The organism is Enterococcus sp. FZMF (genome assembly GCF_030263915.1).
Taxonomy (GTDB): Bacteria; Bacillota; Bacilli; order Lactobacillales; family Enterococcaceae; genus Enterococcus_D; species Enterococcus_D casseliflavus.
Map to the genome: position 1 here is coordinate 2814533 of NZ_CP127160.1, position 23477 is coordinate 2838009.

The 23477-nt window shown below is 43.7% G+C and carries 21 protein-coding genes and 1 other annotated feature; of the genes, 5 read left to right on the plus strand and 16 right to left on the minus strand.

Annotation, left to right across the window (positions count from 1 at the left end; all coding sequences use genetic code 11):
• Positions 1-18: 18 nt before the first annotated feature.
• Positions 19-1419: a 6-phospho-beta-galactosidase gene (gene lacG, locus QN079_RS13695; protein WP_289229954.1), complete on the minus strand. Its 1401-nt coding sequence runs from the start codon at positions 1417-1419 to the stop codon at positions 19-21.
• Between the two features lie 237 nt (positions 1420-1656).
• Between lacG and QN079_RS13700 the strand changes: the two genes are divergently transcribed.
• Complete coding sequence (locus tag QN079_RS13700; protein WP_289229955.1) at positions 1657-2442, plus strand: DeoR/GlpR family DNA-binding transcription regulator; 786 nt, start codon at positions 1657-1659, stop codon at positions 2440-2442.
• A gap of 2 nt (positions 2443-2444) precedes the next feature.
• Positions 2445-3137, plus strand: a complete 693-nt coding sequence (locus QN079_RS13705; protein ID WP_010749970.1) for an HAD family hydrolase — start codon at positions 2445-2447, stop codon at positions 3135-3137.
• 71 nt (positions 3138-3208) lie between these two features.
• Here the strand turns inward: QN079_RS13705 and QN079_RS13710 are convergent, their stop codons facing one another.
• From QN079_RS13710 to QN079_RS13745, 8 genes are all read right to left on the minus strand, one after another.
• Entirely contained in the window at positions 3209-3916 is a 708-nt protein-coding gene (locus tag QN079_RS13710) for a zinc metallopeptidase (RefSeq protein WP_005228270.1), read from the minus strand.
• 94 nt (positions 3917-4010) lie between these two features.
• Positions 4011-4343, minus strand: a complete 333-nt coding sequence (locus QN079_RS13715; RefSeq protein ID WP_005228268.1) for a zinc ribbon domain-containing protein YjdM — start codon at positions 4341-4343, stop codon at positions 4011-4013.
• A gap of 183 nt (positions 4344-4526) precedes the next feature.
• On the minus strand, positions 4527-5186 hold the full coding sequence (locus QN079_RS13720) for a methionine ABC transporter permease (protein WP_016609383.1): 660 nt from the start codon (positions 5184-5186) through the stop codon (positions 4527-4529).
• Positions 5179-6204 (minus strand): methionine ABC transporter ATP-binding protein, encoded by a 1026-nt coding sequence (locus QN079_RS13725; RefSeq protein ID WP_060791469.1) that lies wholly within the window; start codon positions 6202-6204, stop codon positions 5179-5181. Before QN079_RS13725 ends, QN079_RS13720 begins: the two co-directional genes overlap by 8 nt.
• Positions 6205-6218: 14 nt before the next feature.
• Positions 6219-7073 carry a MetQ/NlpA family ABC transporter substrate-binding protein gene (locus tag QN079_RS13730; RefSeq protein ID WP_289229956.1) on the minus strand — a complete coding sequence of 285 codons (855 nt, stop codon included), beginning with the start codon at positions 7071-7073 and terminating at the stop codon, positions 6219-6221.
• A gap of 49 nt (positions 7074-7122) precedes the next feature.
• Positions 7123-7357, minus strand: a binding site (T-box leader).
• A gap of 92 nt (positions 7358-7449) precedes the next feature.
• Entirely contained in the window at positions 7450-8283 is an 834-nt protein-coding gene (dapF, locus tag QN079_RS13735; protein ID WP_005228261.1) for a diaminopimelate epimerase, read from the minus strand.
• A 23-nt stretch (positions 8284-8306) separates the two neighbouring features.
• Positions 8307-9623, minus strand: coding sequence for a diaminopimelate decarboxylase (gene lysA / locus QN079_RS13740; protein WP_010749977.1), 1317 nt, complete (start codon positions 9621-9623; stop codon positions 8307-8309).
• 4 nt (positions 9624-9627) lie between these two features.
• Positions 9628-10797, minus strand: coding sequence for a M20 metallopeptidase family protein (locus QN079_RS13745; RefSeq protein ID WP_289229957.1), 1170 nt, complete (start codon positions 10795-10797; stop codon positions 9628-9630).
• A gap of 222 nt (positions 10798-11019) precedes the next feature.
• Here QN079_RS13745 and dapA point away from each other — a divergent pair, with 222 nt between their 5' ends.
• The 3 genes from dapA to dapD are packed head-to-tail and all read left to right on the plus strand — an operon-like array spanning position 11020 to position 13396.
• Positions 11020-11901, plus strand: coding sequence for a 4-hydroxy-tetrahydrodipicolinate synthase (gene dapA, locus QN079_RS13750; RefSeq protein ID WP_008380503.1), 882 nt, complete (start codon positions 11020-11022; stop codon positions 11899-11901).
• A gap of 13 nt (positions 11902-11914) precedes the next feature.
• Positions 11915-12670, plus strand: a complete 756-nt coding sequence (gene dapB, locus QN079_RS13755) for a 4-hydroxy-tetrahydrodipicolinate reductase (protein ID WP_005233953.1) — start codon at positions 11915-11917, stop codon at positions 12668-12670.
• A 12-nt stretch (positions 12671-12682) separates the two neighbouring features.
• On the plus strand, positions 12683-13396 hold the full coding sequence (gene dapD, locus QN079_RS13760; protein WP_005228253.1) for a 2,3,4,5-tetrahydropyridine-2,6-dicarboxylate N-acetyltransferase: 714 nt from the start codon (positions 12683-12685) through the stop codon (positions 13394-13396).
• Between the two features lie 140 nt (positions 13397-13536).
• Here the strand turns inward: dapD and QN079_RS13765 are convergent, their stop codons facing one another.
• The 7 genes from QN079_RS13765 to QN079_RS13795 form a co-directional block, all read right to left on the minus strand.
• Complete coding sequence (locus QN079_RS13765; RefSeq protein ID WP_060791471.1) at positions 13537-14490, minus strand: DHH family phosphoesterase; 954 nt, start codon at positions 14488-14490, stop codon at positions 13537-13539.
• 54 nt (positions 14491-14544) lie between these two features.
• Positions 14545-15876 (minus strand): DRTGG domain-containing protein, encoded by a 1332-nt coding sequence (locus QN079_RS13770; protein ID WP_005228249.1) that lies wholly within the window; start codon positions 15874-15876, stop codon positions 14545-14547.
• A gap of 37 nt (positions 15877-15913) precedes the next feature.
• On the minus strand, positions 15914-16597 hold the full coding sequence (locus QN079_RS13775; protein ID WP_005228247.1) for a metal-dependent hydrolase: 684 nt from the start codon (positions 16595-16597) through the stop codon (positions 15914-15916).
• A 198-nt stretch (positions 16598-16795) separates the two neighbouring features.
• On the minus strand, positions 16796-18235 hold the full coding sequence (locus QN079_RS13780) for an MFS transporter (protein ID WP_010749980.1): 1440 nt from the start codon (positions 18233-18235) through the stop codon (positions 16796-16798).
• Between the two features lie 242 nt (positions 18236-18477).
• On the minus strand, positions 18478-20160 hold the full coding sequence (locus tag QN079_RS13785; protein WP_010749981.1) for a ribonuclease J: 1683 nt from the start codon (positions 20158-20160) through the stop codon (positions 18478-18480).
• Positions 20161-20282: 122 nt separating this feature from the next.
• Positions 20283-21335, minus strand: coding sequence for an aspartate-semialdehyde dehydrogenase (locus tag QN079_RS13790; protein WP_015510328.1), 1053 nt, complete (start codon positions 21333-21335; stop codon positions 20283-20285).
• A gap of 304 nt (positions 21336-21639) precedes the next feature.
• Entirely contained in the window at positions 21640-23427 is a 1788-nt protein-coding gene (locus QN079_RS13795; RefSeq protein WP_289229958.1) for a glycoside hydrolase family 13 protein, read from the minus strand.
• Positions 23428-23477: the final 50 nt, after the last annotated feature.

A 23477-nucleotide genomic window follows, 5' to 3' on the forward strand; every position in this document is an offset into this window, starting at 1 on the left:
TTCCTCCATTATTACTTATTAAATAATCGTTTTGGTTTCACTAACTAATTTGTACCAGTATGCTGACTCTTTCGGGTAACGCTTCTGGGTTTCAAAATCAACATAAAACAAGCCATACCTTTTGTTATACCCATTTGTCCATGAGAAAAGATCCATAAGCGACCACAAAAAATATCCCTTCACATTTACCCCAGCTGTTATCGCCTTGCTTAAGGATTCCAAATAGACTCTCAAATAATCGATTCTCGGCTGATCCATAATGATGCCATCTTCAAACTGGTCTTTATACCCCATGCCGTTTTCAGTGATATAGATTTTGTTGTAATGCGGGTAATCGCTTTTAATTCGTAACAACAAGTCATAAAGACCTTCTGGATAAATCAGCCAGTCCCAATCTGTTCGAGGAATTCCTTCTTTATAAATGCGTTCTCCGATTCCCTTCACTTTATAAACAGAGGTCCCTTTTTCACCCGTGCCATTATGATGGATCGCGTTTTCTCCATCGTAAGCTTTGACAAAATGGCATTGGTAGTGATTGATTCCTAAATAGTCATTACGCGTGGAGGCTTTTTTCAATTCAACGAAATCTTCTTCAGGAAAATGATAGCTAGCCTGATTTGCTTCACATATCTCATCAAGAGCCGTCAAGGTTTCAGTTGAATAATAGCCTAAATAAGTAGCATCTAATAAGAAGCGGATCGACAATGCATCGTCTAAAAAGGCTGCATGCTTATCTTCTGGAGCATCTGTTGCCGCATATTTCGTCTCCAATGAGTGAACGACACCGATTTCGCCTGGAAGTTCGTTTTCTTTGAAATAGTTCACAACACGTGCATGGGTAACCATCATATTATGAAGACAGGCGATGATTTTTGTAAAATCATATTTGATTCCTGGTGGGAAAACGCCTAACAAATATTGATTGGTCGCAACAGGATAGATTTCATTAAAGGTACTCCACACTTTCACTTCTTTGAATTCATGAAAACAAAAAATGGCATAGGAAACGAATGCTTCTATTGTTTCTCGATTCAAAAAATCTCCCTGGTCAAACAAACGTTTAGGGGTATCAAAATGATGCAATGTCACAAACGGCGTTACGTTTCTTTTCGCACATTCTTCGAACACACGATGATAAAAAGCGATTCCTTCTGGGTTCGGTTCCCCATCACCATCAGGAAAAATTCGACTCCATGCAATGGATAATCTTAGCCCATTCACACCAAATCGTTCACACAATTCAATATCCTTTGCATATTGATGATAAAAATCACTTGCCGGATCGGGACTGAATCTACCCTGTTCCTCTAAAAAATCATCCCAAGCAACAGCGCCTTTGCCGCCTTCCTTAGTGGCTCCTTCAACCTGATAGGCTGCTGTGGCTCCACCAAAAATAAAATCTTCTGGTAATTTAAGCATGTACATCTCTCCTCAAATCTATAATCAGTTTCCGCACTTTCTAACTGATTGAATTGTAATCGTATCCAAAACATTTGTCAACACAAACAAACATAAACAATCACAAAAATCGAAAAAAAATGATAAAAACCATTGAAATAAACATATATCACGCAAATAATTGTTTGTTTTTGTTTGAAACAGATTGACTGTTATCCGATTATATGGTAGATTATCCTTAAATTAGAGGTGAAGACGATGCTAAAAAAAGAAAGATTGTTTACTATCGTAGAAATGGTCAATAAAAAAGGAATCCTTACCGTTAATGAAATCATCAATCAATTAGATGTTTCTGATATGACCGTTCGCAGAGATTTAGATGAATTAGAAAAATCGGGCAAGCTGCTGCGTGTCCATGGTGGGGCTCAAAGTCTTTCCTATACGCTAGACCAAGAACTTTCTCACACGGAAAAAGCCACTTTGCAGATTCAAGAAAAAAAAGAGATTGCTGCCGCAGCAGCTTCCTCAATTCAAGAAGGCGAAACAATTTTTTTAGGACCAGGTACAACAATCGAACTTTTGGCGACCCATTTACTCAACAAGAAAATCCGGATCATTACTAATAATTACCCAGTTTTTGATATTCTTGCGCAAGCAGATGGACCAGAAATTTTACTAATTGGTGGTGATTTCCGTAAAAATACCGGCGCATTTGTTGGACCGATCACTAACGACAATTTAAGAAGATTAAAGTTTACAAAAGCATTTATCAGTTCAAATGGCGTTCACAACGAAGCAATTTCTACTTACAGTACAGAAGAAGGAGAAGCACAGCAGATCGCATTAAATAATTCCCGCAAGAAATATCTGCTCGTTGATAACAAAAAGTTTAATCGGGATGATTTTTATGTGTTTTATAATTTGCATGACTTCGACCTACTCATTACGGATCGTCAAATATCACCTGAGCTGCAAGAGCACTATGCACAATATGTCGATCTGCAAATTGCTGATTCAACCGAAAATACCACTATAGGAGCGTAACTATGAAAGGGATTATTTTTGATTTCAACGGAACTATGTTTTTGGACTCTCATCTACATGAAGCTGCTTGGCTACACATGATTCATGATCATACAAAAGATGGTTTATCAGATGAGGATATTTTAAAAAATATCCATGGTCGAACGAATACGGAGATTTTAAAACATTTCATTTCAGAACATTTGACCGCCTCTGAGATCGCCGTATTGTCAGAAGAAAAAGAAAGCTATTATCGTATGCTTTGCTTGCAAAATAAGAACGATCTCCAATTGACAAAGGGGCTTGAAGCGACTCTTGATCAGCTGACTGACCAGCAGATTCCATTAACGATCGCCACGGCTACTGTTAAAGAGAATGTTGCTTTTTATTTTGATACTTTCGATTTAGCTCGCTGGTTTGATTGGGATAAGATCGTCTATGACGATGGCTCTTTTCCTGGAAAACCGCAACCGGATATTTTTCTTAAAGCGGCTGGCAAATTGGGCTTAGCTCCTGCTGATTGTCTTGTTATCGAAGATGCTTATTCAGGTTTGCTTGCTGCCAAGCGTGCTGGGATTGGAACAATTATCGCAATTGATCCATTCGGTAAGAATAAATCAGTATTTGAACAGGCACAGCTAAATAAAGATGGAACCATCAAAGATTTTACTGATTTTTGGACAGAGCACCTGTCAAAAGTTTTCGTTAAATCATAATATTCCATACAAAAAGCGGCTCAACCAAAAAATCTTGATTGAGCCGCTTTGTTATTATTTGTTTCCATTTTTTAATTCCGACGGTTGTTATTACCAAATAAAATAATCAAACGTAAGAGCTGCAATAAGGTTGCTACGGCAGCTGCGACATACGTCAACGCTGCGGCAAAGAGCACTCTTCTTGCTTGTGGTACTTCATCTTCTGTTAACAAGCCACCATCTGCCAAAATACGGATCGCCCGTTTTGAGGCATCGAACTCGACTGGCAAGGTCACTAATTGGAAAATAAACGCCAATGAGAAAGCCAACAAGCCTAAGTTGATCAGAAACGATCCTCGTAATAGGACCCCAATCAAAATCAATGGGATCGAGATGCTGGTTCCGATATTAGCGATCGGTACGATCGCATGACGCAAACGCAAAGGAAAATAACCTTTGGCATCTTGGACTGCGTGTCCACACTCATGGGCCGCAACACCGATTGCTGCTACCGAAGTTGATTGTGCAGTGGATTGCGATAAACTCAGCATTTTGTTGCCAGAATTGTAATTATCCGTCAAATCACCAGCGATCGCTTGCACACCCACATTATTGATTCCTTGGCTTTGCAAGATGTACTGCGCCGCTTTTGTGCCGGTAATATTATTTTTACTTCTGACTTTGTCATATTTGTTAAAGGTACTTTTGACGTACGCTGACGCTGCTAGCGAAATCACCATACCGATAATTACAAGAATGAAAGTCGGGTCATAAAAAAAGCCGAACCCGTATCCGCCCATACCATACACGATAAAATTCCCCCTTTTAATCTTTGACCTTATTTTACCATTAAAGTGGTGAAAAAATTATGAAGATGACTGGAAGATTTTGTTTTTAACCTTTTTTTACAAATTCTGATTTTAGTTTCATTGCGCCGAAGCCATCGATCTTGCAATCAATGTTGTGGTCGCCTTCGACTAATTTGATGTTTTTCACTTTTGTTCCTTGTTTGATGGCGCCAGATGCGCCTTTGACTTTCAAGTCTTTGATGACCGTTACTGTATCGCCATCGACTAAAATATTGCCGTTGGCATCTTTATATACGGGTGCTTCTTCCGCCGCTTGTTGCTCTTGCCATTCGTTTCCGCATTCGGGACAAACAAACAGCCCACGGTCTTCATAAGCGTATTCAGATTGGCAATTTGGACAGTTAGGAATTTGAGTCATAGTGTTGCTCCTTTAAAATATAATTTTCGCTGTAAAAAAACAACTCACCATCAGCATACCGAAAAACCATTAGAGGTGCAACCAAAAATCAGTGACCTGTAAGTAAAAAAAATCGCTTCTGTAGAGTAATAACAGAAGCGATAACTCAAGTGTATTCGAAAAGGAACTACAAAGCGTTGGTTTTTATTTTGAGAAATGATTCGCACAAGCATCGCCGACCCACTGGATGATTTGTACCAGAAGAATCAGCAGGAGAATCACCACAATCAAAATCGCCGTTTCATAGCGATAATAACCATACTGAATTGCTAAATCGCCAATGCCGCCTGCGCCAATTGTTCCCACCATCGCTGAGTAGCCTAAAAGACTGATCAAAGTTAGCACAAATCCACGAATCAAAGCTGGCAGACTTTCTGGTAAAATCACTTCGCGAACGATCTGTCTCGTCGATGCTCCAGAAGCGACGCTGGCTTCAAGGACGCCATAGTCGATTTCGGCAAATGCAGATTCAGCGATTCGGGCGTAAAAAGGAATCGCGGCAATCGATAAAGCAATCGCACCACCCGCTGGGGTATAAGGATCACCGATCAGCATCGCTGATAACGGAATCAGCGTAATCAATAAGATCAAAAATGGCAGCGAACGGATTGCATTGACGACAAAATCGGCCAGATGATGCAAGAAAATATTTTTATGAAAAAGGTTACTGCCGACTAAAAATAGGACTAATCCAATCAATAAGCCGAAAACTACTCCTATAATTGCTGAGGTCCCCACCATAAAGAATGTTTCCCATAGTGCTTGAGGCAGGTTTGTTTTTAAAATCTCAATCGTTTCAGCCATTTTTCTCACCTATCTTTCTTAGAGAAAAGACGTTCGCAGCTAAGTGTTCTCGGGCTTTTGCTGCTTCTTCGTCGGGTCCCGTCAAATAGATATACAAAATACCGATCACATCTTTTTTGATATACTCAATTTTCCCATGGATGATATTGATCGACACATCGTAGGCTTTCGCTACAGTCGAAATCAGCGGTTCTAACGTATACTCACCTTGGTAGCGCAATTCCAGCAAGTCGCCTTGCGTGAAAGATGCTAGAATCTCTTCAGGAAGCGTCAGATCCAAGTAGCGGCCTACCAGTTTTTTCGTAATAGGCTGTTTAGGCTGACTGAACAAGCCATAGGTCGTTTGTTCTTCAACGATGCGCCCCTTTTCCATCACTGCCACCCGATCAAAAAACTTACGGGCAACATCCAATTCATGAGTGATAAAGACGATGGTGATGCCTGTCTGTTCCTTGATTCGGATCAACAATTTCAAAATTTCTTCGGTCGTTTCAACATCTAACGCACTGGTAGCTTCGTCACACAACAAAATCTCAGGTTCGTTGGCAATCGCTCGTGCAATGCCGATCCGTTGCTTTTCTCCCCCAGACAAATTATTCGGATACTCGTGAATTTTGTGAGGCAGATCCACCATTTCCAACAGTTCCTTGATCCTCGCTTCTTGCTGATCTTTCGGATAATCACCAGCGCGCAAAGCAAAGGCTAAATTTTCCTTGATGGTTCGATTATGGATCAGATTGAAATGCTGAAAGATCATCCCGATTTTTTGTCGTACTTCACGCAAGTGTTTGCCTTTGGCTTGCGTGATGTCTTGACCATCAATCAGAATTTGACCGCTAGAGGGCACCTGCAGTAGATTCAACGTACGAACCAAGGTACTTTTCCCAGCCCCGCTCAATCCGACGATCCCGTATACTTCTCCAGCTTGAACGGAAAAATCAACGGAATCCACTGCTTTTTTGATTTGTTTTTTATGAGTGAATGTCACTGATACTTGTTTTACTTCTATTTTTGCCATAAGATATGCCCTTCTTACTCAGCCCAAAATTTCGGTTGATCAAAGTTGCTGAACGGTGATTCGGCAATCGCTTCTTTAAATGCATCACTTTCTAATACTTCCGTAACTGCCTTAGCAAAATCACTGTCTTCTTCTTCGGTGGACACCACAAAGACATTTTTATATTCTTCTTTCAACGACTCCAACGCCAAAGCATCTGCAGGATCAAGAGAAGCCGCCCAAGCGAAGTTTCCTGGTACTAAAGCTAAATCAACTGTATCTAACGAACGAGCCAATTGGGCTGCGTCTAATTCTTTAAATGTCAGATTCTTCGGATTTTCTTCGATATCATTCACCGTTGCCTTCGTTTCGTCGATATTGTCTGCGATGGTGATCAACACATTGGCAGCTAACAGTTGCAAGGTCCGAGCTAAATTTGAGGCATCATTGGCAATCGAAACAGTCGCCCCGTCTGCTAACTCATCCAAGCTGGACAATTGCTTCGAATAGATGCCCATTCCCAATGTTGGCACTTTTTGTAATGCCGTAAGAGATAACTGGTTATCTGCCGAAAATTTTTCTAGATAGGCCGTATGCTGAAACAAATTGGCATCGATTTGGCCATTCGCCAAGGCATTGTTCGGCTGAATATAATCATTAAACACTTTGGTCGTTAGTTGATACCCTTTTTCTTCCAGTAATGGAGAGATCACCTCTGTCACCATATCCCCATATGGTCCTGGTGCCACTCCAACGACTTTTTCTTCCACTGCATCTACACTGTTTTCACCAGACTGTGTATCCTCTGTGCTGCTAGTATTGCCACAAGCTGCCAATGTAATTAAGACAGCAGCAACTAACCCAACGATTCCCTTTTTCAACTGTTTCATTTTTAGTTCCCCCTTTTTATAATAAAAAAACGTCCTTTCTCCATCATAGAGAAAGGACGAAACAACCATGTTCGTGGTACCACCTTTAATTCATTGGCACAAGCTGCCAACCTTATCAGTTTATCAACTGCTTTGCTGTAACGGGCAATCCCGCTGCACGCTTGCTTTTGCTCACGTCCAAACGCTCCAAGGCCATCTTCAGTCAAACGGCTGTGCTCTTTCTCACCAATCCGAGCTCTCTGATCCAATCGAAACTGACTTACTCTTCTTATCATCGCGTGTTTTTAAGTTGTGTTTAACTATACGATAGCCTCAAATGAATGTCAATTCTTTTTTTCACGAAAAAACCATCTTTTTACAATGATTTTCACAGCGTTTACACAGTCAAATTCTCATCTAAAATCAAGCCTTCAGATACCATAACCGCATCGCCGATCAATTCTAATGCGCCCTGATCAACATCAACTTCTACCGTTAACTCGCCACCTAACACGTGCAGCAAGACATTCGCTGCCGCTTGCTGGTGACGTTTGGTCACGACATACGCAGTGGCACCAGAACCTGTGCCGCACGCATAGGTAAAACCTTCCACCCCTCGTTCATACGTGCGAACGATCAGATCACCCTTGTCATCTTCTTCATAGAAATTGACATTCGCCCCTTTTGGGAAAACCTCCCAATAGCGTATCTCTTTGGCAAGTTCAGCCAGCTGTTCCAACTCAGTTTCTGCCAGACCAGGATAGTGAACCACCGCATGAGGGATTCCTGGATCACCCAATTCCACATAGTCCACGAAAGAAACCATTGGATTCGGGTACGCTTGATCAAATGTAGTCACGGTCGGTGGATTCAAGGTTACTTTGTAGTGTTTTGCCGACAAGCGCCATGCGGGGACATCGCCAGCAACTGTTTCGATGGTCATCTGCTCGCCAGCAATTCCCTTCTCAAAGGCATAACGGGCAATACAGCGAGCGCCGTTGCCGCACATTTCTGCTTCGGTCCCATCAGCATTGTAAAACCGCATCCGAAAATCAGCGGTTCCTGTGGGAAAATCCACTGCCATGACTGCATCCGCGCCAACAGAAAATTTCCGATGGCAAACCTGAGCAGCAAATTGCGACAGTTGTTCATGGGAGAATTTCAATGTGCGGTTATCGATTACGATAAAATCATTTCCTGCACCTTGCATTTTTGTATAAGGAATCGTCATGTTGTCACCTGCTTTTCAAAATTTTACTTGCTGGAAGCTCCCTCTTTTAGAAACGAAGGAACCACTTCATTTTGCAGCATTTGCTCGTAGGACTGGCGTTTAACGGCTAATTCCGCTTGGCCGTTTTCCACAAAGACGACTGCAGGAATCTGTAAATTATTGTAGCTGCTGGCCATCGAATAGCCATAAGCTCCTGTTGCGAACGTAGCAAACAGATCCCCAGTTTCAACGGGCGGTAATGCAAGGTCTTTTACTAAGATGTCCGTGCTCTCACAAGCTTTACCAGAAATGGTGATCTTTTGTGTCGCTGCTTCGGAAGCGCGGTTGGCTAAGATCCCAGTGTAAGTTGCCTGATAAAGACCCGGACGAATATTGTCTGTCATGCCACCGTCAATGCTGGCGTATGTTCTGATTCCTGGCAATGTCTTGATACTGCCGATGGTGTGCAAACTGATACCTGCTTCTGCGACGATACTGCGCCCAGGTTCAATAACGATGGTCGGACGTTCGCTCTGGTGCTGCGCATAAAAGGCATCGATTTTTTCCATCACAGGATCTAAAAAGTAGCTGTAGGGTTGGCGAATATCTGCGTCTGTGTATCGAACGCCAAAGCCGCCGCCAACATTTAGTTCTTTGATCCAATAATCAAAGCGTTCATGAATGGTTTGGACAAGGGCCAAAGCCGCATCAACTGCCGCTAGATGTGAGCGATTGTCCGACAATTGACTGCCGACATGAAAATGCAGGCCATAGAAATCCAATTCAGGTGCTTGAATCACTTCTTCCACTAACGGAAATAAGATTTCTTCATCTAAAGGAATCCCGAATTTCGAATCTTTTTGTCCGGTCGAGATAAATTGATGGGTGCTGACCGAAACCTCGGGTGTGATGCGCAACAAAATTTTAGCAACGACTTGCTTTTCTTGACATAACGCGCGGATCAAGCCGACTTCTTGAATGCCATCAACGATGATCCGTCCTACGCCATAATCAAGGGCGGCTGCTAATTCTTCAATCGATTTATTATTGCCGTTAAACTCGATGTGTTCTGCTGGAAAATCAGCTTGGATCGCTGTATACAGCTCTCCACCGCTAACCACGTCTAATGAGAGTCCTTCTGACTTGATCACTTGCAGCATTGCTGTGGTGCAGAAAGCTTTAGCGGCATAGGCTGCCCGTGTCTTGCTGTAGCGCGTCAAAAACTGCGCCTGAATCTTTTGGCATTCTTCGCGAATCTCCGAAACGGAATACACGTAAAGGGGGGTTCCGAAGGTTTTTGCCAGCTCAACGGTATCACAACCGTCAATGTATAAGTGATTGTTCTTGATTTCTTTTGCCATCGCTTTACTCCTTGTCTGTCGGCTCGTTCAATGCCTCGATCAAACGAACGTAGCATTCGATGCCTTGCAATAGATTTTTTTCGTCAAAATTCATTTTGCTGCTGTGTAAAGGGTGGACATAGCCTTTTTCTTCATTTCGGGTACCAACAAAGAAAAAGACACCTGGGATCTCCTTTTGGTACATCGAAAAATCCTCTGCCAACATATATGGTGGTGTTTCTTGGTAGCTCTCCCCGACCACTTTTTCCAACACTTCCACCATCTCAGGATCATTGTCCACGACACGATAAAGATGTTCGAATTCGACATCCGCCGTGCAATCATATCCTTTGGCGATTTCTTGTGCGACGGTGGTGATTCTGCGCGTCATCGTTTCATAGACTTCATCTTCAAACGCCCGCATCGTTCCTTTTAAAACGACCTTGCCGGGAATGATATTTTCCGCATCTCCCCCATGGATCTTCCCAAAAGTGATGACCCCAGCAGAAAGCGGGCTGATATTGCGTGAAATGATCGAATGCAATCCTTGAATAATCGCAGCCGCGGCTAAAATGGCATCATGTCCTTGATGAGGCTGGGCACCATGGGCACTCGTGCCGTTGATCGTTAGATTGATCTCGCCGTTACGGGCCATCATCGGACCTTTCCGACTCGCAATGATTCCTTCGGGAAAATCTGGGAAGACATGCAGCCCCACGATTTTTTCCACGCCAAAATCTCGTAAGATGCCTTCATCGATCATCAATTGAGCGCCACCGGGGCTTTCCTCGGCTGGTTGGAAAATCAAAACGATCGTTCCACGAATCACTTCAGGATGTGTTGCCAAATATTTAGCAAACCCTAGCATCGTTGCCATATGGCCGTCATGACCGCAGGCATGCATTTTCCCTTCATGTTTGGAAACAAAGGAAACACCTGTCTCTTCTTTGATCGGCAGTGCATCGATATCCGTTCGAAAGGCCAGTGTCTTTCCTGGGCGATCGCTGCGAAAGACCGCAATCAAGCCGGTTTCAATCACTGGATAGATTTCTTTGATCCCAAAGGATTGCAACTGACGCAGCAAGTATTCCTTTGTTTTGAACTCAGTTAACCCTAATTCAGGGATTGTATGTAATTCACGACGAAAACGAACCACGTCTTCGGTTAATTCTTTGACTGCTTGCGATACTTGCATGTTAAAACACCTTTCTATTCATTCCTTTTAAAAATATCCATAAAAACCAACGAATATTCAGTTTTTCATTGATATTGTTTAATATTATAGTATATAATTCGAATAATCTATAGTATAAATTGTCGAAATGTTTCGATTTTTATTGAAAAATTTACCCCTCGTTTTGGTACACTTATACGTAGAGTTACGAAAAATAAATTGGTTGAAAGGATGTGTCGTAGTTTGACAATATTCAAAGGTTCTGGCGTTGCGTTGATCACCCCTATGCTTCAAGATGGTTCGGTGGATTTCGATAAGCTGAAGGAGTTAGCGGAGTGGCATGTGCAGCAAGGAACGAATGCAATCATTGCATGCGGTACGACCGGTGAAGCATCCACGTTAGACGATGAAGAACATATCGCGGTGATCGAAGCGGTGGTAAAACAAGTTGCTGGTCGAATCCCCGTCATCGGCGGAACAGGCTCCAACAACACCCAACATGGGATCCATCTTTCAAAAGAAGCACAGCGCGTTGGTGCTGACGCATTATTGGTTGTAACACCCTACTACAACAAAGCGACCAAGAAAAGTTTAGTCGCTCACTATGAAGCAATCTGTCAAAGCGTTGAGCTGCCAGTGATCTTATACTCCGTCAGCTCAAGAACCGGCTTAAATTTAACACCTGAAGCTGTGGCAGAACTGAAAAAAATCCCTAATATCAAAGGCATCAAAGAAGCCAGCGGCGACATTTCGCAAATCGCAGAAATCGCTCGTCTTGCGGATGATGACTTTGCGATCTACTCAGGAAATGACGATCAAGTAACCCCAATTCTAGCTTTAGGTGGCTCTGGCGTGATTTCAACGATCGGCAATATTGCTCCGAAACAAACGGCACAACTCGTTGCTGACTTCTTAAATGGTGATGTAAAAGCAGCCATCAAAGAGCAATTGCGACAAAAACCGTTGATCGATGCGATTTTCAGTGAAGTAAATCCTGTGCCGATCAAAGCAGCGGTCTCCTTGCTAGGCAAATGCGAATTGCATTATCGTTTGCCTTTGGGTGTCCCAGAAGATGCGACCCTCGTTCATTTAGAAGAAGAAATGACCAATTACGGATTGCTGTAAGGAGGAGTTTTTGGTGAAACAGATTTTATTAAGCGGTGCAAACGGTCGTATGGGCAAAGTGTTGCAAAGCCTGATCGCAAAGCACCCTCAGTTAGAAGTGGCCGCCGGCTTGGATCGTACCGAGCAATTAGATGGTCCCTTTCCAATCTATGATCGTCCAGAAAAAATCACGCAGCCGATCGATTTGGTGATTGATTTTTCTCATTATAGCAATGTCCCTGCCTTATTGAACTATTGTGTCGAACAGCAGCTGCCTATCGTGGTTGCTACAACTGGGTTGACGGAAGACACGCAGATGATGCTGCCGTTGGCTGCTAAAGTGATCCCAGTTTTCTATTCTGCCAATATGTCGTTGGGGATCAATGTACTGATCAAAGCACTACAAAGTATCACCCCCGCATTAGAAGCTGACTTTGACATTGAGATCATCGAAAAGCATCATAATCAAAAACTCGATGCACCAAGTGGTACAGCTTTGCTGTTGGCAGATAGTATCAATGACAGCTGCGAAACGAAAAAAGAGTATCTCTACGGGCGTGAAGGCAGTGATCTAGTAAATGACCGCAAGCAGATGGGCATCCATGCCGTTCGCGGCGGAACGATTCCTGGAGAACACATTGTCATCTACGCTGGGCAGGATGAAATCATTGAATTAAAACACACAGCGCTCTCCCGCGAAATCTTCGCCAATGGTGCGCTAAAAGCAGCGGAATTTTTAGCCGACCAACCAGCTGGTTTTTATTCCATGCAAAATCTAATCGACAAGTAAAGGTGGTCTCTCATGACAGAATTACAATTTTCCGATCCTTATCAATTAGCAAAATACATCAAAGAAGCAAATAAACAAACACCTGTAAAAGTCTATATCAATGGAGATCTTAGTAACGTCCAAGCAGATGGCATCCAATTGTTTGGTAACGGCACCTTCTATTTCGTGGTTGGTGACAGTCAAAAAGTGGCTGAGTTTTTAACCGCGCACCAAGACAAAATCACCGATCACTATCTGGAAAATGATCGCCGCAATTCAGCGATCCCTTTATTGGACTTGACGAAAGTCGATGCCCGTATCGAACCAGGTGCCTTTATCCGTGACCAAGCCATCATTGAAAAAAATGCCGTTATCATGATGGGGGCCGTGATCAACATTGGTGCCGTCGTTGGTGAAGAAACCATGATCGACATGGGTGCGATTTTAGGCGCCCGAGCAACCGTTGGGAAAAAAGCCCATATTGGCGCTGGTGCTGTCTTGGCTGGCGTTCTTGAGCCACCTTCAGCAAGCCCAGTCATCATTGAAGACAATGTTTTGATCGGTGCAAATGCCGTCGTCCTTGAAGGCGTTCGTGTCGGCGAAGGTGCAGTCGTCGCTGCCGGTTCTGTGGTGACGGAAGATGTCCCTGCTGGAGCAGTCGTTGCTGGCTCACCAGCCAAAGTCATCAAAATGAAAGACGAGAAAACTAAAAGCAAAACCGAATTTTTAGACGATCTACGGGGCTAAGCCGCGCTTTTCTCAAAAATAAGCAAAAAAACGCAGTGCGGGTTCAGTGATGAGCCTGCGCTGCGTTTTGTCTAAAAAAGGGCGTACCGAAAGCTTTTGGCACGCCCTTTTTCTATTGGTAAATGTTCTTGTAAAAGTGTTTATTCTGCTTGAAATTCTTTGATCGCTGCTTGGATCTCTTGATAGATCACGGCAACTTCTTCAAGGTCTTTTGCGTTTGCTCCACTGGCAAGGGGATGTCCGCCGCCATGATGGCGTTTGGCGATCTCATTGATCACTGGACCTTTCGAACGCATCCGCACCCGATAATAGCCTTCTGGTTGTTCGACAAAGATCGCCCAAGCCATCACTTCGTCGATTTTCCCTGGTAAGGAAACGACTGCTGAGGTTTCCGAATCCACTACGCCAAAACGCTGCTGCAATTCTTGTGATAGGATCACTTTGCCAGCACCAATCTCATCGATCTCGATGTTTTCGTAGACATACCCTGAAAGGCGAGCAACACTGCGAGAGACTTGATCCAATTGCCGATTGATCTTCGGTGCATCAAAACCGTAATCCAATAGTTCAGCCGCTAAGCGCAGCGTTGTCGCTGTCGTTGCCGGATATAAAAACCGTCCAGTATCACCAACAATGCCTGCATATAGCAGACGAGCCGCTTCTTGCGTCATCGTCAGCTCGTTTTGAAACATTTGCCAAAACGAAACGATCATCTCACTACAGCTGCTGGCTTTTGTATTGACCCAGACCAGCTCTCCGTAAGGCTCATCATTAGGATGATGATCGATTTTGATCAATTTCGCCCCTTGATCATAGCGTTGGTCACTGACCCTTGGTGCATTGGCCGTATCTGTAACGATCACCAACGCCCCTTTATACAAATCATCAGGGATCGTCTGCATCAGCGCCAAGTAATCCAATCCTTCAACGGGTCCGCCGACTTGATAGATTTCTTTTTCGGGAAAACTAGCTCGTAAAATTTCTGCCAAACCCACTTGTGATCCTAATGCATCTGGATCAGGGCGTTGGTGCCGATGGATAATGATTCGGTCGAATGCTTTGATTGTTGCAAGTATTTCTTCTTGTACCTTCATGAATGGTCTCAACTTTCTCTCTAAAATTTTTCCATAAGTGCCGTTTTCGATGATTTATGGGCGTTCCATTACTTGGCATACCACGATCGCTTTTGCCACTAAGGAATTTTCGATCGATACTTCGATATCGATTTTCGCCGAACGTCGCCCCAGTTCTAGAATCTTCGGTTGAATGATGATCTCGCTTTCTAATTGGATCAAACGGAAGTAATGCAGATTGACTTGCTCGATCCAACTATTGCGCCGTTGATTCAACTGCATGGTACGTTTTGCCGTATTAGCGATCACTTCACTCAAGACACCAAAAGAGATCGTTCCGACTTCATTGACCATTTGAGGCGTCACCGCAAAGCTGAAATGCGGCTGCGGCAATTTGTTCCCTTCAAAATCTTGTTCGATGACTTGCATCTGTCCCGAGATTTGGTCTGAAATCGTATCTGAAATTTGTGTTTGTCGTTGGACCATCTGCATCGCTTTCATGATGTCTTGGCGTGTGACGATCCCAATCAAAGAAAGGTCATCTGCTACGACGGGCATCACTTCTAAGCCATCCCAAATCATCTGATGGCTGGCAGAGGCCACACTCATCTCTTTTTTTACGACCCGTGGTTCCCGGGTCATGATTCGTTCGATGATCTGCGTGTCAGGCTTTTCTAGGACATCTTTGGCTGTGATGATCCCAACGACCCGCATATTCTTGTTGACGACTGGATAGCGGGAGTGGTTGGTAGACTCCGAAAGCAGTTTGTAATCCTTGACCGTATCAAAGGTGTGTAGATACTTGGTTTTTTCCAATGGCATATAAATGTCACTCACCAGCATGATGTCCTTTTTGATCAGCTGGTCGCTCAAGGCACGGTTGATCATCGTTGCCACGGTAAAGGTGTCATAGGTCGTTTGTAAAATCGGCAGCTCCAATTCGTCTGCTAAGCGACAGATTTCCTCTGAGGTTTCAAAGCCCCCCGTGATCAAGACGGCTGCGCCATCTTCCAGTGCCAACTTGTGGACTTCGTTACGGTTTCCGACGATCACTAAGGAACCAGGCGTGATGTAGCGTTCCATTGCTGATTCCTTCATGGCGCCGATAACAAATTTGTTCAAGTCTTTGTCTAAACCGGCTGCGCCGCCCAAAACATCGCCTTCAATGATTTGGACGACTTCGCCGAAAGTTAGTTTTTCAATGTGTTTCTTTAGTTTCCGTTCAATCCGAATGGTTCCCACACGTTGGATCGTTGAAACCAAGCCGATATTTTCCGCATCTTTGATCGCCCGATAGGCTGTTCCTTCACTGACATTCAAGTCTTTTGCGATTCCCCGCACCGAGATGCGATCGCCTACAGGCAGATTCTCGATATGCGCTAAAATCAAGTCGTGTTTTGTCGCCATAATTATCCCCTATTCCTACTACGAATCTTCCTGTTGCTTAAACTTCTAATGTTTCACCGACTGCAAGGATCTGGCCCACACCTGCCGGCAATAAATTCACGAAGGTTTGCGGATCTTGCTTGATCATTGGAAACGTATTGTAATGGATCGGTACTACTTTGCTCGCGTTTAAAAGCGCCGCTGCTGTTGCAGCATCTTGAACGCCCATCGTAAAATTATCCCCGATCGGTAAAAACGCCACATCGATGTCGAAACGTTCACCGATCATCGCCATATCGCTAAAGAGGGCAGTATCGCCAGCGTGGTAGATGGTTTTGCCTTCTGCTTCTAAAATGATCCCCACTGGGTTGCCCATATAGATCATCGTTCCGTCTTCTTCAAGACCAGAGCTGTGTTTCGCTTCCACCATTGAGATTTTGCCAAACGGGAACTCAAAAGAGCCTCCCATATTCATGCCATGCGTCTCAGCAACGCCTTTGCGGGCTGCATAGCGGCAAATTTCAACGACACTGATCACTGGTGCTTCATTTCTTTTGGCGATCGGCACCATGTCCCCAATATGATCGCTATGACCATGCGTGATCAAAAGCCAATCGGTTTCCACTGTGTCTGCATCCAAATCAGTCAGAGCATTTCCAGTAATAAAAGGGTCAAACAACAATTTTTGGCCATCCGCTAATTGGATAGCAAGCACCGAGTGTCCGTGATACGTAAGTTTCATACAACATTCCCCTTTCCATCTAAGTAATACAGTCTAATATTTTTCATTATAACAGATAACGCCAGAAATCCAAAAGCACAAATTCTGGCAGCTTTATTACATCCGTCCTTTTTCTGGTTCTTGTCAAGAAAAATAAAAAAACTGTTCTACCCTTTCTGAATAAGGAATAGAACAGTTCGACCTGATGACTTCAAGCGATCATAGCGTTTTCTTACGTCCGCCTTGTTTATAGATGCGCCAGACTGTTAAGAATAACGCCGTGATACAAAGAAGGAACGCCCCAAAGAAGGTGATTTTCATGCCATAGGCAAAAATATCTGCCCGACCTGCGATATAGGTCGTCACATGCTTCCCATAGGCTTGACTCATTGCGGCATAAAGAATCGTCGTTGCTAAGGATATCCCTAAGACCATGCCCAAGTTACGGGCAAAGGAATTTAGACTACCTGCCACCCCAAGATTTTCTTTGGTGACGCTGCTCATCACCATCGTATTGTTGGGGGATTGGAACAACGAATTGCCTAACCCCATGATGGCAGTAGCGACGACATAGTACCAAATCGGCGTATGCTGATTCATAAACATATACATCAGCTGAGTGATGGACAGCAACGCTAAGCCAGCTAAGACCAAGATCTCCGGTCCTACACGGTCCGTCAAATAGCCGCTAAGTGGTGAACCGATGACCATCATCAAAGGAAAGACCATCATCAGCATTCCTGCCACACTCGGCGTTAAGCCTCGGGCACTTTGCAAGTAAAAGGGAATCACGACATTGACAAAAAAGTTTGCAGAAAAGATCAGCAACGCCGTGATCAGGCTCATGGTGAAAATTTTATTACGAAAGATCCCAAAGGTAATCAGCGGTTTGCTCACACGCGCTTCTACTCGCAAAAAGACGATGAATGCCACTAAGGCGATCCCCACCAACAGCAGCGGCAGCCACGTTAGAAAGCCACGCTCTTGTCCAAGAAAAATGCCGCCGAAGAAGCTGATAATTGCAATTGAAAACAGCACAAACCCGGTTTTATCGATGGAATCATGACTCATGGTGATATCTTTTGGCAACACCTTTTCTCCAGCAATCATTGTCAGAATACCGACTGGAACATTGATCCAAAAAATAAACGGCCAAGAAAAATGCGCCAAAATCACTCCGCCCAATCCAGGACCGGCGATGGAGCCTAACGAAACAAAGGCACCAATCATCCCTAAGGCACGTCCTCGTTCACTCATAGGAAAAACTTCAGTAATGATTCCGGTATTTGTCGCCATCGTCATGCTGGCACCAATCGCTTGCACGACTCGGGCAAATAGCAGAAATGCTAAGGAATGATTAAACCCGCATAACAGCGAACCGATAATAAAAATTAGCATCCCCAAGCGGAATACTTTGATCTTGCCCCAACTATCCCCTACCTTACCGAATAACAAAAGGCAGGCACAAACGATCATCAAGTAGACGGATACGACCCACTCCGCTTGATTCATAGGGACACCCATATCTGCCGAGATCGTCGGCAAAGCGATATTTACGATACTCCCATCCAGTGTTGACATAAAGGTAAACATCGAAACAGCAATGAGAATCCACCACTTTCTCTGTTGTACTATGGGATTTTCTTGATAACTATTCACAAATCGACCATCCTCTCTTTGCTTGTTTTGTTCCTCTAGTCTTAGGGGGACAACTTTGTATTATTGATCGAAATCCATTCGCCGTCAATCCTTATCTGCTCATCACGACCAAAATAAGGGTCATTTTGTAAAAAAAAACGCCGCCTGTTTCTTACATAAAAAAAGACAAAAGCTTCGGTGAAAAGAAATCGGCCGTCAAACGGCTATTCTTTCACCTGCTTTTGTCAGTAGGTCAAAACGAATTATTTACGGTTGCGATTTCTTTGGCTTGATTCCATGATGACCGGCAAGATGACTGGACGGCGTTTGGTTTGTTCAAACAAGAAACGACTCAAACGATCACGGATATCTTGTTTCAATTTGCTCCATTCAAACTCTTCATCATGAAGGTGTTTTTCTACGATTTCTTCCACGATCTCGCCACTTTCACGAATCAGATCGCGACTGGCTTTCACGTAGACGAATCCACGAGAAGTGATTTGTGGTGCAGAAATAATTTTCTTTTCACGACGATTGATCGTCACTACCGCAACGAAGATTCCGTCTTCAGATAAGACTTTGCGGTCTCGCAAGACGATATTCCCAATGTCACCGACACCGATCCCATCGATCATGACGTTTTCAGCTGGGACCGCACCTGCGGCAAGCATTTCGCCTTTTTTGTACTCTAACACATCTCCACGAGCAGTAATAAAGATATTTTTCATCGGAATCCCGACTTCTTGCGCCAAGTCCACATGGGCGGCTAATTGGCGGTACTCGCCTTGAATAGGGATAAAGTACTTCGGTTTCATCATATTCAACATCAGCTGCAGATCATTCGGGTTGGCATGACCAGAAACACGGAAATTATCCGAGATCTGTTTTACGGTACCGCCAGCGCGATAGATGATATCTTCCGTTTTCGCAACCACAGTTTCCATTGCCGTTGTCGGCGTTGTTGTGATGTAAACAAGATCTCCTTCTTTGATACGCAGCGTCCGGTGAGAGCCGTTGGCCATTTTTTGCAACGCTTTGATTGGTTCACCCATACGACCTGTTTCTAAAATCAGCAACTGTTCGTCTGAGTATTTTTTCATTTCTTTTTGGGTGATCAGCAAGTCTTCGGCAGGTAATTTTAATTTCCCTAACTTCATGGCCGTTTTGATGATCCGACCAAAATCTTGCCCGGTCAAAACGACTTTGCGATCAGAACGAAACGCCGCATCTAATACTTGTTGCACCCGTTGCAAATTGCTGGCAACACTAGCAACGATGATCCGACCTTCCCAGTAACGGATATTGTCATAAACTTCATCTTGGATCGTCAATTCAGAAGCGATCGGCGTTGGATTTTCGGCATTTGAAGACGTGCTTAGCAATGCTAAGACGCCTTCTTTTCCAATTTCCGCTAAGCGGCCAAAATCGGTTTGATACATAGGGATCGCTGTTTGGTCAAATTTGAAATCTCCTGTATAAACGATATTGCCAGCTTCTGTTTTGACGCTGATCCCAACAGAATCAGGGATAGAATGGGTCGTACGGAAAAAGCTGATGGTCGCATGACCAAAGTCGATCTCCGAATGTTCATCGATCACATGAAAATCTTTGAAGCGCTTGGTAGCTTCATTTTTATTCACGGTCAATTTTGCTAGTTCGATCGTTAACTCGGTCCCAAAGACCGGTACTTGGATATTCTCCAAGAAATAAGGCAATGCACCAATCGCATCTGCATGCCCATGGGTCAAGAAGACACCCGCCACACGGTCGGCATTTTCTTCTAAATATGTGAAGTCTGGAATCACTGTATCGATCCCTAATAATTCATTTTCTGGATAACGGACACCGCAATCCAGCACAAATATATCCTCGCCAACTTCAGCAATGTACATGTTCTTTCCGTTTTCGCGTACACCGCCAAGAGGAATGATTTTTATCGTTTCCACTTTTATTCACCTCTTAATTTTTTTCTACTGTGTTATTTCCCAAGCATAAGCCGTCCCTATTATTATACAACAAAAAAAAGAAAAGCGTGGCATTCACCACACTTTTCTGAAAAACTTATGGTTTACACATGAACTAATCCTTGCTGATGCAGGCTTTCGGCGATTTGAACGGAGTTCCATGCCGCCCCTTTCAGCAAATTATCAGAAACGACCCATAAATGCAAGCCGTTTTCGACATCCAAATCTTTGCGAATCCGACCAACAAAGGTTTCTGTTTTGTCCACACTGGTCAAAGCTTGCGGGTACACTTGTTGACTTGGATCATCTTGCAAGACAGCTCCTGGCGCTTCGCTGATCCACTGTCTGACTTCCTCAACACTAGCATGGTCTTTGGTCTCGATATAAATCGACTCTGAATGACCGCTAAACACAGGGATCCGCACACATGTAGCTGCTACTTTGATCTGCGTATCTTCCATGATCTTCTTCGTTTCATTGATCATTTTCCACTCTTCGTAAGTATAATCCTCTTCGGCGAAAACATCGATTTGCGGCAAGGCATTAAACGCGATTGGGTAGTGCTTTTTGTCGCTGCCTGCTGGTAAAATCTCAGGGTTTAGTTCATCAGCGGCTTTGCCAGCTAATAATTCTTGAGATTCGCGAGTCAATTCAGCCAAGGCTTGGGCGCCAGCACCTGAAACTGCTTGATACGTTGAAACCAAGACCCTCGATAAACCGACTTTTTGACGAATCGGTTCTAATGCCACCATCATTTGAATCGTTGAACAATTCGGATTGGCAATGATTCCTTTATGTTGCGCTAATGCATGAGGATTCACCTCAGGAACGACTAGAGGAACATTCGGGTCCATCCGAAAATGACTGGTATTGTCGATCACGACTGCACCGTGTTTGACTGCTTCTGGAGCAAATTGTTTTGAAATGCCGCCACCGGCACTGAACAATGCAATATCGACGCCTGCAAAGGAATCAGCGGTCAGCTCTTGAATAACGAGTGGTTCATTTTTGAACACAAGGGTCTTCCCAGCAGAACGTTTGGATGCCAACAACGTTATTTTTTTGATCGGCAACGTGGTCTTCTCCAACATCTCAATCATTTTTGTTCCTACTGCGCCGGTAGCTCCGACAACTGCTACGTGATACCCTGTACTCATCAAATCACTCCTCGAATAAAAATACATTTTTACTAGTTTATCATATCTTGTAAAAAAGAAAAGACCTTTCGTGGAAAGAAGCGCAAAAAGATGGCAATACTGTCTAAATTTTCAATCTTTTTCCCCTTTGCAGAAAAAATCTACCTATATTTAAGGGTTATCATTTGTCACATTCAGGTGTTATAGGATATAATACCGACAGAAGGAATTTTGGGGAAGATTCTTTCCAACGTGCATGGGGAAATTAAAAATACCCAAAACATTGAATGAGGCAAGAATTGCATATGCAATTCTTGCCTCATTTTTATGCTTCATTCGATTCTTCGTTGTTTACTTTCACGATAGCAAAGCCTTTGTTATCAATAATCATCGTTTCATCTTCCAGTTGGACAAACTGTTCCATCAGGATCGAATCAGGACGAGAAAGGGTGATTTGGTCATCGCCCGTATTGAAAATACCGATGATCCGCTGTGCCCCTAACTCTCGTTCGAAAATGATCAGTCCATCCTCTTCCGAAACCCAGTTCCAACTCAAGGAACCTTCTGATAAGACTTTCTGGTTGTCTTTGCGAATGCTGATCAATGAGCGAGTGAAATGCAGGAGATCACGATCTTGCTTTTCTTCTTCCCAAATCATACATTTACGGCAATCCGGGTCCATATCGCCGGTCAAACCGATCTCATCACCGTAATACAGGCAAGGAACGCCTTGTTGCAGATACGTAAAGGCCATCACTTGGCGCATCAAGTCTTTGTCTCCTCGAGCCAAAGTTAACAAGCGCGGGGTATCATGAGAATCCAAGATATTGAACTGTACTTGGTTGGTTTGCTCCCGATACAACATCAGCTGGTTATTTAATTCCGAGACCATTTTCGTCATAGAGATCTCGTCTTTGACAAAATATTCAATGATTGCATCCGTAAAGGCGTAATTCATTACTGCATGAAACTCGTCGCCTTGTAACCACCGTTGAGAAGAGTGCCAAATTTCCCCAAGGATATAAAAATCATCTTTGGCATCATCACACACTTGGCGGAATTTTTTCCAGAAGTGGTGACTGACTTCATTGGCAACGTCCAAGCGCCAAGCATCGATATCAAACTCTTCGATCCAATAACGAGCGATCTTCAACAAATAATCTTGCACGTCGGGATTTTCTGTATTGAGTTTTGGCATATGCGGCGTAAAGGCAAACACATCATAGGTGATGTCATAGGCATCTTCAAAGTTTTCCCCTTCTTTGTAGTTGACAGGAAACTCATTGATGTGGAACCAATCAGCAAAGGGCGAATCTTTGCCGTTTTTGATGACATCTAGCCATTGATGCGAAGTATCCCCCATATGATTGAACACAGCATCTAGCATGACTTTAATGCCGCGTTTGTGACATTCCTCCACTAAGCGTTTAAAGGTGTCGTTATCCCCAAACGCTGGATCGATGGCTAAATAATCGATGGTATCATACTTGTGATTCGAATAGGCCTCAAAAATCGGACAGAAGTAGATCCCATTGATGCCTAGATCGACGAGGTAATCCAAATGATCGATGACCCCTTGCAGATCCCCACCGAAAAAGTCTTGGCGATCGGGATTTTTTAAGCCCCATGGCAATACACCTTCTGGATCATTTGATGGGTCCCCATTTGCAAAGCGTTCAGGGAAGATTTGATACCAAACGGTTTCTTTTGCCCACTCGGGAATTTTGAAACGATCGGCTTCTTGGAAGTAAGGCATCCGAAAATAATTGTTGTTCATTTCTAAATATTGCTGCTCAAAAGGATAGACCCCGTGGTCTCCATAAAAGACATGCAACCCATCGTAACTTTCGATGGAAAAGCCGTAAGACAAACGGCGGAATTCTGCTCCGACCGATACTTGCCAATAATCATGCAAGTCCGTGGAAAGAATTTTTTTCATTTCAATTCTTTGCTGGTACCAAGCTTCTTTATACAGTGTGTAAGGATCACCACAAAGCAGCTGGACATGGCGGACGTCTTGACGGGCGGTACGCAAACGGATATGCATTTTATCCTTCTCGTACAAATACGCAAATTCACTTTCGGGACGATGATAAATGGCAGTAGTATTCATAGCAGACTCCTTTGACTTGTTTGATATACTCATTGTCGCACAAATCAGAA

Coding starts and splice junctions, on each gene's coding strand:
- QN079_RS13720 (WP_016609383.1), bottom strand. CDS start 5,186: ATGGCTGAAACGATTGAGATTTTAAAAACAAACCTGCCTCAAGCACTA.
- QN079_RS13775 (WP_005228247.1), bottom strand. CDS start 16,597: ATGAAACTTACGTATCACGGACACTCGGTGCTTGCTATCCAATTAGCG.
- QN079_RS13705 (WP_010749970.1), top strand. CDS start 2,445: ATGAAAGGGATTATTTTTGATTTCAACGGAACTATGTTTTTGGACTCT.
- QN079_RS13770 (WP_005228249.1), bottom strand. CDS start 15,876: ATGGCGACAAAACACGACTTGATTTTAGCGCATATCGAGAATCTGCCT.
- QN079_RS13795 (WP_289229958.1), bottom strand. CDS start 23,427: ATGAATACTACTGCCATTTATCATCGTCCCGAAAGTGAATTTGCGTAT.
- lysA (WP_010749977.1), bottom strand. CDS start 9,623: ATGGCAAAAGAAATCAAGAACAATCACTTATACATTGACGGTTGTGAT.
- QN079_RS13790 (WP_015510328.1), bottom strand. CDS start 21,335: ATGAGTACAGGGTATCACGTAGCAGTTGTCGGAGCTACCGGCGCAGTA.
- QN079_RS13765 (WP_060791471.1), bottom strand. CDS start 14,490: ATGAAGGTACAAGAAGAAATACTTGCAACAATCAAAGCATTCGACCGA.
- dapD (WP_005228253.1), top strand. CDS start 12,683: ATGACAGAATTACAATTTTCCGATCCTTATCAATTAGCAAAATACATC.
- QN079_RS13710 (WP_005228270.1), bottom strand. CDS start 3,916: ATGGGCGGATACGGGTTCGGCTTTTTTTATGACCCGACTTTCATTCTT.
- QN079_RS13700 (WP_289229955.1), top strand. CDS start 1,657: ATGCTAAAAAAAGAAAGATTGTTTACTATCGTAGAAATGGTCAATAAA.
- dapF (WP_005228261.1), bottom strand. CDS start 8,283: ATGACGATTCCTTATACAAAAATGCAAGGTGCAGGAAATGATTTTATC.
- QN079_RS13745 (WP_289229957.1), bottom strand. CDS start 10,797: ATGCAAGTATCGCAAGCAGTCAAAGAATTAACCGAAGACGTGGTTCGT.
- QN079_RS13715 (WP_005228268.1), bottom strand. CDS start 4,343: ATGACTCAAATTCCTAACTGTCCAAATTGCCAATCTGAATACGCTTAT.
- QN079_RS13730 (WP_289229956.1), bottom strand. CDS start 7,073: ATGAAACAGTTGAAAAAGGGAATCGTTGGGTTAGTTGCTGCTGTCTTA.
- QN079_RS13725 (WP_060791469.1), bottom strand. CDS start 6,204: ATGGCAAAAATAGAAGTAAAACAAGTATCAGTGACATTCACTCATAAA.
- lacG (WP_289229954.1), bottom strand. CDS start 1,419: ATGCTTAAATTACCAGAAGATTTTATTTTTGGTGGAGCCACAGCAGCC.